Source organism: Bacillus ndiopicus, from assembly GCF_000612805.1.
Lineage (GTDB): Bacteria > Bacillota > Bacilli > Bacillales_A > Planococcaceae > Metasolibacillus > Metasolibacillus ndiopicus.
Map to the genome: position 1 here is coordinate 575,536 of NZ_HG964404.1, position 12,703 is coordinate 588,238.

Annotated in this window: 17 protein-coding genes and 2 pseudogenes; 1 reads left to right on the forward strand and 18 read right to left on the reverse strand. The window is 30.9% G+C overall.

Annotated features, from left to right (window positions below; genetic code table 11):
• Nucleotides 1-147: 147 nt before the first annotated feature.
• Nucleotides 148-939 (forward strand): DUF4261 domain-containing protein, encoded by a 792-nt coding sequence (locus TY13_RS07690; RefSeq protein ID WP_052344260.1) that lies wholly within the window; start codon nucleotides 148-150, stop codon nucleotides 937-939.
• Nucleotides 940-1,034: 95 nt separating this feature from the next.
• Here TY13_RS07690 and TY13_RS07695 read toward each other — a convergent pair whose 3' ends face one another.
• From TY13_RS07695 to TY13_RS07780, 18 genes and pseudogenes are all read right to left on the reverse strand, one after another.
• Nucleotides 1,035-1,712, reverse strand: coding sequence for an endonuclease V (locus TY13_RS07695; RefSeq protein WP_230199399.1), 678 nt, complete (start codon nucleotides 1,710-1,712; stop codon nucleotides 1,035-1,037).
• A 259-nt stretch (nucleotides 1,713-1,971) separates the two neighbouring features.
• Nucleotides 1,972-2,451, reverse strand: a complete 480-nt coding sequence (locus TY13_RS07700) for a DUF2247 family protein (protein WP_042473842.1) — start codon at nucleotides 2,449-2,451, stop codon at nucleotides 1,972-1,974.
• A 201-nt stretch (nucleotides 2,452-2,652) separates the two neighbouring features.
• Nucleotides 2,653-3,071, reverse strand: a pseudogene (locus TY13_RS07705) (RNA 2'-phosphotransferase).
• A gap of 88 nt (nucleotides 3,072-3,159) precedes the next feature.
• A complete protein-coding gene (locus tag TY13_RS07710; protein ID WP_042473845.1) occupies nucleotides 3,160-3,519 on the reverse strand; it encodes a hypothetical protein in 360 nt (119 codons plus the stop codon).
• Nucleotides 3,520-3,911: 392 nt separating this feature from the next.
• A complete protein-coding gene (locus TY13_RS07715; RefSeq protein ID WP_042473848.1) occupies nucleotides 3,912-4,214 on the reverse strand; it encodes a hypothetical protein in 303 nt (100 codons plus the stop codon).
• 134 nt (nucleotides 4,215-4,348) lie between these two features.
• The gene (locus TY13_RS07720; RefSeq protein WP_042473851.1) at nucleotides 4,349-4,858 is read right to left on the reverse strand and encodes a pentapeptide repeat-containing protein; all 510 of its coding nucleotides are present in this window, start codon (nucleotides 4,856-4,858) and stop codon (nucleotides 4,349-4,351) included.
• Nucleotides 4,859-4,994: 136 nt separating this feature from the next.
• Nucleotides 4,995-5,342 (reverse strand): hypothetical protein, encoded by a 348-nt coding sequence (locus TY13_RS07725; protein WP_042473854.1) that lies wholly within the window; start codon nucleotides 5,340-5,342, stop codon nucleotides 4,995-4,997.
• A 69-nt stretch (nucleotides 5,343-5,411) separates the two neighbouring features.
• Entirely contained in the window at nucleotides 5,412-5,801 is a 390-nt protein-coding gene (locus TY13_RS07730; protein ID WP_230199400.1) for an SMI1/KNR4 family protein, read from the reverse strand.
• Nucleotides 5,802-5,892: 91 nt separating this feature from the next.
• A complete protein-coding gene (cdiI, locus tag TY13_RS07735; RefSeq protein ID WP_230199401.1) occupies nucleotides 5,893-6,246 on the reverse strand; it encodes a ribonuclease toxin immunity protein CdiI in 354 nt (117 codons plus the stop codon).
• 639 nt (nucleotides 6,247-6,885) lie between these two features.
• Nucleotides 6,886-7,029 carry a hypothetical protein gene (locus tag TY13_RS20640; protein WP_154661560.1) on the reverse strand — a complete coding sequence of 48 codons (144 nt, stop codon included), beginning with the start codon at nucleotides 7,027-7,029 and terminating at the stop codon, nucleotides 6,886-6,888.
• Between the two features lie 496 nt (nucleotides 7,030-7,525).
• Nucleotides 7,526-7,903 (reverse strand): hypothetical protein, encoded by a 378-nt coding sequence (locus tag TY13_RS07745; RefSeq protein ID WP_042473857.1) that lies wholly within the window; start codon nucleotides 7,901-7,903, stop codon nucleotides 7,526-7,528.
• A 403-nt stretch (nucleotides 7,904-8,306) separates the two neighbouring features.
• Nucleotides 8,307-8,606 carry a contact-dependent growth inhibition system immunity protein gene (locus tag TY13_RS07750; RefSeq protein WP_042473859.1) on the reverse strand — a complete coding sequence of 100 codons (300 nt, stop codon included), beginning with the start codon at nucleotides 8,604-8,606 and terminating at the stop codon, nucleotides 8,307-8,309.
• Nucleotides 8,607-8,744: 138 nt separating this feature from the next.
• A complete protein-coding gene (locus TY13_RS07755; protein WP_042473860.1) occupies nucleotides 8,745-9,263 on the reverse strand; it encodes a hypothetical protein in 519 nt (172 codons plus the stop codon).
• 381 nt (nucleotides 9,264-9,644) lie between these two features.
• Complete coding sequence (locus TY13_RS07760) at nucleotides 9,645-10,253, reverse strand: pentapeptide repeat-containing protein (RefSeq protein ID WP_042473862.1); 609 nt, start codon at nucleotides 10,251-10,253, stop codon at nucleotides 9,645-9,647.
• Between the two features lie 31 nt (nucleotides 10,254-10,284).
• Nucleotides 10,285-10,674, reverse strand: a complete 390-nt coding sequence (locus TY13_RS07765; protein ID WP_042473863.1) for a hypothetical protein — start codon at nucleotides 10,672-10,674, stop codon at nucleotides 10,285-10,287.
• A gap of 204 nt (nucleotides 10,675-10,878) precedes the next feature.
• On the reverse strand, nucleotides 10,879-11,298 hold the full coding sequence (locus tag TY13_RS19760; RefSeq protein ID WP_154661561.1) for a hypothetical protein: 420 nt from the start codon (nucleotides 11,296-11,298) through the stop codon (nucleotides 10,879-10,881).
• Nucleotides 11,299-11,862: 564 nt separating this feature from the next.
• A pseudogene (locus tag TY13_RS20995) lies at nucleotides 11,863-12,083 on the reverse strand (hypothetical protein).
• Nucleotides 12,067-12,444: a hypothetical protein gene (locus tag TY13_RS07780; RefSeq protein WP_042473865.1), complete on the reverse strand. Its 378-nt coding sequence runs from the start codon at nucleotides 12,442-12,444 to the stop codon at nucleotides 12,067-12,069. The pseudogene TY13_RS20995 and the gene TY13_RS07780 overlap by 17 nt, the downstream one beginning before the upstream one ends.
• Nucleotides 12,445-12,703 lie beyond the last annotated feature (259 nt).

Here is a 12,703-nt window from a genome sequence, read left to right on the forward strand (position 1 = left end):
ACTTCAAACACCTTCCATTTTTTAAAAATTTTAAAAAATGGTGTTTCTTTTTGAAATTGAAGATTGAATAACTTGTTACAATATGGTAATTTTATAAAATAGTAACTTATAAAACCTGACATATTTGAGGTGCTAGAGGAGGATAATATGGAGCAATTTGAAACGACAGAGGAGCATGTTGAACGAGAAAGCACAGGCGGACCGTTTGTTAGCTTTGTACTGCTTGATAAGGTCGAATTTTCGGTTGAACAGCTAGTAGCTGACCTACAGGCAGACTGGAACATTACAATCGATGAAACGGACATTAGTGGTGAGCAAAATACTATAGTATGTACGATTGATGACATGTTAGCTACTGTAAGCCTGATGCCAGCGCCAATCCCAGGTGATGAGGCAATTGAAAATGCAAAAACTAACTTTCGTTGGCCCGATGCAGTAGCCGTTACACAAGCTCATCAAGCACATCTGCTAGTAGCCGTACTGCCACACGACAAATCATTAGTTGATGCAGGCGTTCTGATGGTTAAGCTATGTGCTAGTGCACTTAAGCAGCCGCATGCCACTGCTATTAATACTGTAGGTAGCGTGCTAGCGCCTGATTTTTATATAGAGTGTGCACATGATAGCTTGCAGGAAGGCCTTTTCCCAATTATGAACTTAGTGTTCTTTGGCCTATACAGCCGTGATGAAGGCAAAACCTTCTCTGGCTACACTTTTGGCATGAGCTACTTTGACAAACTAGAGATGGAAATACTAGACAGTACAAATACAGTTGGCGAGGTATTGGAGCTACTCATGGATACTGCCATCTATGTTATTACAAGCGATGTCACACTACTGGATGGCGAAACGATTGGTTTCAGCGCTGAACAAAAACTACCAATCACCTACTCACCTGCTTATGCAATAGATGGTGATTCGCTCAAAATCGGCTTTTAGCTGAATATTTTATAAGCAATAGAGCCGCAAAGATTTTGTGGCTTTTTTTGTGTTACTATGAAGGGGAATTCCCCTAGAATAATAACATTGCAAATTTATCGTGTATACTTATCTCTACTTTTATGGGTAGCTAAATCTGCATATCGCGTTGTTATTGGTAATCGGCTATCTTTTTCAACAAAATGAAGAGTTATTTTTATAGATGTGTCCAAGTCAATCCAGTTACCACATGAAACGAAAATAGGCTTTACATCTTTTCTCGTTCTTAGTGCCGCTCCGTATACATCTTTATCGATTTCAATATAAGTGAAATCACCTACTTCGTTTTTCGGCATTAGAAAATCAATATCTCTAATTTTTAAGTAACTTTTTGCAACACCTATTGTAGGTTTGTTCAAATAGAATGCTGCATGTGTCGCAATTCCCAAATGTCTATAGTGAAGATAGCCATTCCCATCAAACATAAAAAGATCTGGTTCGCTTTTTAATTTTTTCACTGCTTCTGTTACTAATGGAAGCTCCCTAAAAGCAAGGTAGCCTGATATATACGGCACATCGATTTGTCTTAAGCACTCTACTTCTTCAATAATTTCTTTTGTATTATAATCTAGCACTACAATACAACAAACTCCATAATCTATGTTTCCTTCTGTCCAATATGCAATATCAACACCAGCTACTAACCGAATATCTTCTATCTGAAAATTATTTTTTAAGGAGATTTCTGAAACCCATTTTTCTTGCTCTCTTTTAAACAATTCTTCTCTTTTCATTAACCGCCAATTCCCTATCATATATTTTGTTTGCTTCTAATCTGCCTAAAATCCTATATTTAACTGCTTTAATAAACTAACTTTATAATACTTTTTTGGATGCTTACTAATTGAATTATTTTTTAATTAGGGGAATTACTCCATTCCTTTATTTTACTCAATAATTTCAGTTTTTTAGTCAATTTTCTAATATCCTCAACCACAAATTTATTTATTATACATTCACTATTTTTTTCGCCTGTAGAATCAAGTAAAATAGCTAACTAAATCTCACACTCTCTAATTTTAAAAATTTATCAAACCTATTTACCATATCTTCTTTCGTAGTAGGCACTTCTTGAGGCGTATAATTAACAAAACTCACCATATCTTCTGGGTAATTATGATTGCCATAAAATTCTGCAATTTCATTTAATAATTCATGATCTACTTTGTATTTTTCTTTTATTCCAGACAAACAAACAAATCTGAGTTTTCTATTCTCCTCTGCTAATATTGTGCTGTCACCATCTAAATGAGGAAAATAATTAGTTTTTATTTCTAACATCACTTTATCCAAATCCTCACTAGATACTCCCCATGCCAGTTCACTAACAAATTCACTTTCATCACCAATCTCCATCAACTCTACCGCATAGTCAGAAATTACGTCTTTAGTAAAGTAATTTTCTTGAACACCTACAAAAATAGTTTTCCAGTCATACTTAATATGTCTATTTTTTAAATATTTTAAGTTCATGTTATTCACCCTCTACTTTTTTGGCATACTTGTTATAACACCATTTTTGATAAATTTCTTGTTATGATTATATAGTTTGTAGTTGAAAGCCCTTTTTACAAATATGAAAAAATCAATAGCCACTTTTGCTACTATTGACTCTTTTATTTGATAAGTTTTCCGTCTTTAAAAGGTTTTAACCGAAATAAATTCAGGTGGCACCTAATCAGAAATCCATACTTCTTCATTCCCTAGATAAAACTTAATTCCATTTTTCTAGATTCATCAGTATCGATGATTAATATCACTGGCTCCAAAGTCTTGCGATTGCCAACTATACAAGCTGTTTCAATATCTTCTGATAAATGTACATATTGTCTAGACATTGGTAATAGTCCTTTTTCACTAATAAGGTTCATAAATTCCCTTGAAGTTCCATGGTTTGATAGCTTAGGTGGTACAACTTCCTTTATATGAATTTTGATTGGAGTAGATTGTCCATATAGAGCTCTAATTTTATTATTGCGTAATTCGTGGTGCTTCTTCTTAGATAACAAAATCATTTGCTGCACATCTTCTAATGTTATATTCATCCATTTTTCCGATTGATAAAGTGCAGATAATAGCTGGTCTACTGACACTCATCCTTCTTCATCTAATTCATACTCCCAAGGTGCATGACGTAAAGTATAAGAAATTTCCTTACTTAATTCAGTGTAATATTCCTTGTCATTCAATTTCTTCATTCCTATTATAAAAAGCCATTTCTTTCACAGCAAATTCCAGCCATACCCAAAAATCTTCAAATTCATGTTTTTGCTCGAAACCTTCAGAGGTAAAATCATGAATTAATTGAATTCTAGTTCCCTTCCCTATTTCAAAACATGCTATATCATCAGTGTCATCCCGTCTAGCAAAAGGTATTAACTTTCTATTAGGATATCTATCTTTCAAATCGAAATATCTTCTTGTTGCTTGCCCAGACTCAATTAAATACCACACATCGAAATCAACTAAATTTAATTCTACAATCTTCTTATAAGAATTAGGATATTCGAAAATATCTGAATTTATATAGTAATTTGCCAATTTAAATTCACTTCTTCCTATATTGTTATGATGCCATTAGATTATCATTTCTAAAACTGGTTTGTTGTTTATAAGCACTTATGTATCAACACACCAAAAATATCAAGGTTTACTATTTTAATAACCATTTATAGACGTCCCATTTCTCCGTGCTACAATTGATTCTTTTAGAAGATGCCCCTTATATTTATTAATTGTGGTCTATTCTACTTTATCCATTTGAGATTTCAATTGTGCTCCAACTGAAAAGCTTTCCAACAAAGGTTTTCCGAATCAGAATTAATTTCTCTTAATACAATGCTTAATTATTAGTTTTTCCTAAGGAAATAAGTAGTTTAAGTTAAATATTTTTCACATAGACTTTTGGATTTAAAAACTTTGATATCCTAAATCTAATCCAAGTACTCCTCAGCAATTTGTATACTTCTCTTTAAATTTAAGTCTGGGTATCTTTGATCTAGGCAATATAATAATTCAATATACTTTTTACTTTGCAAATTATATGCCACTTCTTCAAAAACCTCACTTATAAATAAAAGTTCTGTTTTTGTACAAACTTGTAAGAAATTCAGAGTCAAGTTTTCATCTTTACTTAATAAAACAATTAGCTCTTCCCATTTTTGCTCAATTCTTGGGTCATTATCATCTAGTAATGCTCGTGCACCTAAGACTGCTCTAACTTTTTCTTCAAACACTATTAATACCTCCCTTGATAATTACGGTTGTAACATACTATTTGATGTTTATGAGCTCTTAAGCATTTATAAGTTTTTAAATAAGTTAATTGGGGGTTATACCTTAAAATTTATTTTTTACTGATTTAAAACGTTTACTTATTATCATGTAACCATTCTCTAGCCTCTCCACCTACTAGGATATTTGGTCGTTCTGTCGTCCTAATATTAATACTTTTAATAAAAGCCTCTTCTAACCCTCGAACTCCTTTTAGTATAGCTCCTTTTAGCATTACTACTTCAAACGTAGATTCGCTTATATCTGCATTTTGAAGGTTTGCGTTTGTAAAATTTGCATAAGAAACATCTGCTTTATAGAAATCAGCGTTTTCTAAATTCGCAAATACAAAGCTTGAAGAACAAATAGTTGAAGAATACATTTCTATATTTATCAAGTTCATATTATTAAAGATACAATCTGTAATATAAGCCTGATTTAATGGATATTTTATTACGTCTACATCTGTCAACTTTACTTCATCAAGAACTAACTTCTTGCCTTCTAATCCTAGAGTATCAAGCCAAATTTTATGTGATTCTAAAAGTTGAATTAATTCCTCTTTTTTGCGAATATTAATGATGATTCTCCCTTCTAAGGATGCCAAATAACCTTGTCTGGTATCCCCTCTTTTTGTATTGCCTCTTTCAATTGCTTGGTATGTTCTGAGGTCAAATTTCTATCATCAATCTTAATATTGTGACCACATTCAAACTCTATCTTTAATTTTTTTCATAGCGTTATCAACTATAAAAGCACCTTTTTGGGGGTGAAGTATGACCATTGGGATAAGATTCAAAGCTCTTAACATCCCATTTCCCTCTTATAAAAGTATCAATAAACTCTGCACCTTTATCAGCTTTTTGAACTCTGATAATTCTTCCTAAATCACCGCGGTTTTCTAATTCTAATCCAATCTCTCTTTCTTTTATTCCTTGACCTTCAATTCTTGCTCCATGTGATGAATCTCCTACTAAATCATTCTTTTGGTACTTCAAAGACGAAAATAACAATTCAAAAGTTTTAACAATAGAGGAGAGGAAACATGAAAAGACCAACAGAATGAAAAAACCTACAACCGCAAAATACAAACAGTAGCTTCAGTAAATAAGCCTTACTAAAGTTATCAAATATTTGTCAAGTTAAAATCATTATATTATTTAGACTCTTCTAGCAATCGTATAGGGATATAAAAAAACTGATAAAGTATTACTGATTTTAATAAAATCATCTAATTCTACACCCTCATCATAACAATATACCGCTGGATCTTCCCCATCATTCAAATTAAAAAACCAGAATATATATCCTTGATGCAACATAAATATAAACTGATTATCTGTAAGCTTTTTTATAAAATTGTTCTCCTCTAAGAGTTCAATAGCCCACTCTTTTAAATAAAAAATACGTTTCAAGGAATAATCCGTACCAATTAAAAATTCAATTCCATTACCAGCTCTATTCATAAAATCTAGATATGTTTGAGGGAGTGTTCGAGTTGGAGATAATTTTATTAATTTTGCTATATCATCCTCGTTGCAGGGCTTCATTTGGTAGGAATCCTTCTCTAAGGTTGTCAAGAAATCCTTTATATTATTACTTTTAAAAAAGTTTATATTAAATTTCCTCCATACTGGAATTTTATAAATCATAGTTTTTAGCAATTTTATCAAGATACATTTCTATTATTCCTTTATTATTTGGAAAACTAGAAAGGTATATTTCACAAGCTACATTAAGATAATAATAAAACTCCAAATAATCTATGATTACTTCTTCCTCATTTAAAGAGAACATAACCCCCCTAAACTTCTCTTCATTTTCTTCTAGGTCATTAGGAAACGTACAATCAACAACATTAATTCCAGTACCTATTTCTATAGACATCTGTTGAACTATTCTTAGAAAATCTGTATCACATATAGCATTAAAAAACGCAATTACTGCGAAATGCTTTTTATCTAACATTATTTCTTCATTTAGTTTATTTTTCAATTGGCTCAACTCCTCTTATATAAACTCGGGGAAGAACGACCTTACATTTCTATTCAAATCAGTATAACTCATCCTTATACCTTTATTTTCTTTGAGTTGAGAAAATACCTTGAGAGGTTGTAAGCCATTCAAGTCATAAAGTATTTAAGAAATTTGACTAATGTTTTGAAAAAGGGGGGGCGTCTAGAACTTTGCATGATATTTTTTTACGACCATGAAATTAGATGGGCTATCAAAATCCTCTACACTTATTTTAAAATTATAATTCCCAAATTCTATTTTTTATTTTCGATTCATTACAGTTGTTTTGCCAACTCAATCAATTACACCTCAGCGTAAAAATGGGCTTGATTATTTTATGCAAAATACAAGTACTGTTCATGGTTTTTCTCAGTTGTAAAGTCACTTCAACGACTTCTTGTTGATCCCACCGTATTAATCGGATTGTATACTCTGTAAAAAGCATAATCAATCAAAGTCCTCAATTACACTTTTGGTAAATAGTTTATTTCTTGATAGCATCCAGATTATTCTTAACTTTTAATACCTTTGTTTTTACTTCCAGCTCAGTATAATACACATTCTTATAAACAAAATCTTCTTCATATGGAGAAAACCTTGCAGTAACAGAACTCAACTTTAAAAACATTCTATCTCATTTAAATCTGCATAATCAATTTCTATATTGAATATGATTGTAAATTGGTTACAAAATGCTGCCGTATCATAATTACCTTCAATATATTCATTAATCAAATAATATAATTGTTCCTTTGGTGTCATTTATCCTGCTTCCTTTGGCATTTTGAGTGTTGTTTTTTGATGAATTTTTCGCTTTTCGAGTATTAAAACCTTGGGTCCAGATAGGTTTTATTTATTTTCTAAGCTAATTAACTGATATATTTTTCTATTGTATTAGCTACTCATTTTACAAAATTAATCCCCTTATCTATATTTATGTTTATCAAATTACCCATAGCTCCATCAAGTCTATTCACACCTTTTCATTGAGACGGATTCACTTGCACTTGGCACTTCTAGTATTTTTTACGATTTTGTTAGGCAGCTAATCTCTTTTGTCTACAATTACTGAGCCAATCACACTTGATTCGTGATGAATCCCTGTATTTCTTTTATAGTATCTGCTTCCTAATTCTTTACGGGATCTATTTTTCTTCTTGGATTTTTTTAATTTACTACTGGAAAGCTAGTGGCTACCTTGATAAACCATTACGCGTCGGTGATCGGTTACCTCATACCTCTAGTAGTATCTGTTGAATTATTGTGGTTTTAAAATTGTATATGATATTTCCTTCGCCGCTATTAGACAACCAAAATTACTTGGATAATCTTCAGGATTAAACTTAAAAATATAATGAAAATATTCAACTTGAAACTTTTCGCTAATCTCTTTTTCAGCTTCTCCTTCAAGAATATTTAAAATTGTTTCTGTGGTATCTGTTTTCCATATCATCGGGAGAGAAATGAAAAATACTCCCTTAAATTTTATTTCTATGTCTGGATAACTTAAACTTACCCCACTATGTATACACAGTTCATAATCTGTATATTGTTTTATTTCAAAATCAAACCACATATTATTTTTTATAAAATCATTAATTTCTTGAACAACTAGTTTTACTTCTCCTAAATCCACCTTTACACCTCACTCTATTTTGCTTTTGCAGTATCATCCCGACTTCAACACTCATGTATGATACTGTTTACTAGCACTCCCTAAATATGCCCCCGATTTAATTCATGCTCAATTCCTAATATTTTTCTAGCTAACGATCGTCCTGATTTATCATAACGAGTGCATTTACTTTTAAGTCAATATCTTCTTTACTCTGTTTTTCTAAAACAACTCCAAAGCTCCATACCATAATATATTTCATTCCTCTTTTTTATTCGTAATGTTCCTCAAATTGTTCTACATCATTTCCAAAACATATCTTCTGTGAATTGAAATATTGGCTGTTTGTTATGAAAAATGGACTTGCACCCTATTTAACTACAGCTCGTTTATTATCAATAATTTCGTTTCATCTGAAACAAGCCTATTTTGTTTTCGTAACTTCTTTTATTTGCTCTATTAATTGAACTAACCACTGCAGCGGAGTTAATTCAATTGCTGGAAAATATATTTCCGCATTATTTTGTATGATTTTTTCCTTTTCTTGTTTTGTTAATTCACTATTTAAAAACTCTTCACTGTACTTTATTGTAAACAGCAAACATTCTTTACTAGCTTCTTTTATAAATTCATCTAATGCTTGTTCAGGAGAATCTATATCTTGATGAAATGTCCCACCTAAAAAATCTTCTAACTCCCCTAAAAAATCATAACTTTTGCCCATTTAAATCTCCCCCTGTTTGTTTCTATAGTCACTCTTTCATTTTTAGCTATTTACAGACTGTTTTTTTGTTTCACCACACTGTTTATGATTCTTCTACAAAAAACTATTTCTCACCATGCCACATTAAGGTAGACATATTTAACTATTTATTTTTTCTATATCCTGTATCAAACTTCCCAAAATCATAATATCTTTATTAAGTTCATTATTTAATGCTCTTAATTGTTCGATATATAACTTAGTTTTATTTACTACTTCTGTTTTAAGGTTCTCATAACTGACTTGCTTTTCATTCCAATACTGATGAACCAAGTTTGGCATTTCTTTCGTTTCTATTGCTCCACTTCCTTCAGGTTTATCAGCCTTAACTTTACTTATTTTCACTATATTTTTTTCTTTTTTTAGTTCAATCCAAATTTTTAGTTTTTCTATATCACTTATTAAAACATAGCTCTCAGTTTTTAAAATTAATATCGCTGTCAAGAAATAATACAGCCACCAATAAATAGAAACTGAAAATTCATCAATATCTTCAGGGATGTAAATACCATAAGTCTCATTGTCAATTTCAAATTGAAAATATCCCTCTGTTCCATTAAGCTCCATTTCCCCTACATTTTCATTTTCAAATACTTTAAAACTAATGTTGAATATCATTCTCACCTCAGTTGATTAAAAAGCTAGTTTCTAATTAGATTACCACCATCAATTATACGCTTTTTTCCAATGTATGGGGGTTTATATCCATTTTTATACACAAAAACCTTGAAAAGCATTTAGCTAATCAAGGTTTTTATTTATTAACTTAATAAAGTTATCCTCATCTTCATTTTATTTTTCTTTATGCCTTGTTTACTCTCAACTGAACATTCTATTATCACAGTTCATGATTTATTTTCTTATATTTAAAATTTTCTCTATATTTTTGAGATACATTTAAGATTCTTTGATACTATTTTATCTGATACAGTACTATTATTGACTATCTCCCTCTATAAGATTCATTTGTTCAAGATACATATACTCTTAACTATAAATTCATGTGTTTAAAGCTTTATTTTGCATCCACTCCAAAGCCTCTTCCTTCACTAGAATTATTGGTTTTTCTGGAGTTCCTATATTGATGCTTTTGATAAAAGCCTCTTCAATACCACGAACTCCAGTTAAAATAGTCCCATTTAGCAATACTCTTTCAAATGTTGCTAATCGTATATCTGCATTTAATAAAACTGCATTGCGAAAATCTGTCTCGTCAAAAAGACCAGCTACTAAATTTGCATTTGATAAATCTGCTTTAACAAACACTGTTTCAAAGCATTCACTATCAGCAAGTCTAGCACCTTTAATACTGGTGTTTGTGAAATCTACATACGAAACATTAGATTTACCAAAATCTGCTCCTTCTAAATTTGCAGATCTAAAAGATGATGAACATAGTAAAGACGATGAGATATTCTTATTATTTAAATCCATACCATCCAATGTACAAGCGGTTATATATGCTTGGTCTAGTGGATACTGAGACAATTCCATATTTCTCAAGTCAATTTCATCTAAGCCCAGTTTTTCTCCTTGTTCTCCAATAGTTTCAATCCAATGACTATGTGACTCAAATTGGGCAATAATTTCTCTGATATCCATTGTCATACTAACCTCCTTCCTTGAAACCAATACCCGATTATACATATAAACGATGTTTCACTTCTTCCAATAAATCTGTTAGTTCCGTTTTCTCTGGATTTTTTGCTATTTCTTTTTTTACATTTTCGTTCAAATAATTATAAAATGTTTTAAAGTCCAAATAAGCCATTTGTTCAACTTCAACCGCTGGATAACCTAGTTCTATCAAAACATGTTTTTCATCTAAAGGTCTTGGTAATTGTGCCATATCATATTCATCTAAATCAGATTGGAAAAAAACAAAAACAATCTCTTGCCCATAACCTTCTTTTTCCGCAAAGTTTTTCAATGCCTTCTCCATATATTTTCCATTTATAAAATTAAAATATGTTAGCATTAACTGATCAATATCTGCTTTACTTTCATTTATTTTATATTTTCTACTCATTTCGCCCTCCAATCACGTCATGTTTTTTGTTAATCCATGATAGGAAAAAGTTTGTTATTTCACCTGCTTCATTTAGATCCCCTCTAAGTTTTAAAGCGTTTGAAGTAGCCTCCTCAATAATGGACGTGATTTTTTAAACACAATTAAATCATATGGATTGGAACCTTGATTTTTCAATACCTTATGAAATCCAAACTGAATATGTTACTTCAACTCATTTGTCTGCTTATTAAGCAATAAACAGGAGACTTTTTTTGCTCCAACAAAGTAATATTTTTCACTATCAAAACCTTCAGCAATGAACTTAAAAATATAATTACCTTTATCCATTTCAAATCTATCTGTTAAATCTGCTATTTCTTCCTCAGTAGCTAATCGAATTACTGGATATGATGTATCTGTTTTCCAGCCAAAAGGCAAAGAAACAAAGTGGACTTGCTCAAAATTAATCTTAATATTAGCCTTCTTTGTAGTATTGTCCAACCGGCCTACTATTGTTAAATCCCATCCATTTGATAAAGCAACATCAAAATCCATCCATAGCTCTTGTGAAACATATTCATTGATTCGTACTATTACTTGAATCACTTCATTTTCATCCATGAAAAATCTCTGTTCACTCAATGTTGTCACTTCCTTATCTATTTAACTGAAGGTGCATTCTCTTCACTTCCATTACAAACATGAAAACTTATGTAACGCTTTTTTTAACGAATAGCGAGTATTATACGACCTTCCTTGATAAAAATGCAGACCAAAAATTTTTATCTACAGAAGTAAAATAAGCTCCCTACACGTTTTATACAGTTTAGCGATAAGCTTTGTCATTCTCGTTTCTCTAATTACTATCCCATATAAAGAATGTAAAATATCATCTCCGCTTTTTATCGCTGGGCATCACTCTTGATGGTGCTGCCTTCATGACTTCTTGATTTTAAACATCACATTGTTTATTCCATCAATTGCATATTCGTTTAACCATTATAAGTTGTAATCCTAGAATGGTATTGTTTTAACCATAACAAAAAACCCTGAAAGGCATATAGCCCGTCAAGGTATAATAACAATCACATTACATTTATAAATATCAACTACTTCACCTAAGGATTTATCAGTGAGAATCTCATAACTGTTTTATATAATTCTTTCTAATACAATAAGGCTATTTTAAAGTAATTCTACTCCAACTTATTTATAAAATTTAACTTTTAATTTCTCTTCTTCCCTTACATTCATTACCATAACTTTGTCATCTTTTTTTATACTCGTTACATTATTAAAATCACTTTGAAATTTTGGTCATCTTTGAAAGTATAAATTAATTTTCCATCATCTATATTGCCTGTTGTACTTACTGGCTCACTTTGAAAAAGTTCTAACAGATCATATTCATCATACTTTATCTTCATAATACACCTGCAATCTATCAACTTTCAAATAGACGTATTGTCCTACTAGATATCGGTAATCTTCAAATAAATCACTCGTAATGAAAAAGCCCACATCTAAAATATTATCCTCTAGCATTTTTCCCCAAAGAGTATAACTATAATTATTGATATGCTCAACTTTTTTCAAATATTGATTCTTTTGTTCCTCTATCTCCAAAATATCATTCACAAATATATCTATTTCAGCCTCATATACTTTGCCTATTTCTTGTTGTTGGGGGGACACATTAAAGCCTATAATTTTTTGATTATTAACTAAGAAATGTATTTCTTCTTCAATAAGTGAGTCGAATTTATATATTTCTATTTTATTATTCATAATTTCTCCTAAGTTATTTGTTCCTACAAATTCAATATTATCATAATTTCCCAATAATACTGTCAGGTTTAGTTAAGCTACTTTTTTTCAAAAATTTAACATAGCCTGTTCTTAGCTCTCCATAATAATTATACTGAGCTTTTGTTCCAATTTTTATTACATCGAATTTTTGCATCGATTTTCCAATCCCTTTCGCCGTTTCTTTTGGATTAATCACAAATCTCGATATTACAAACACTTAGTACTCTAAAATGGACGA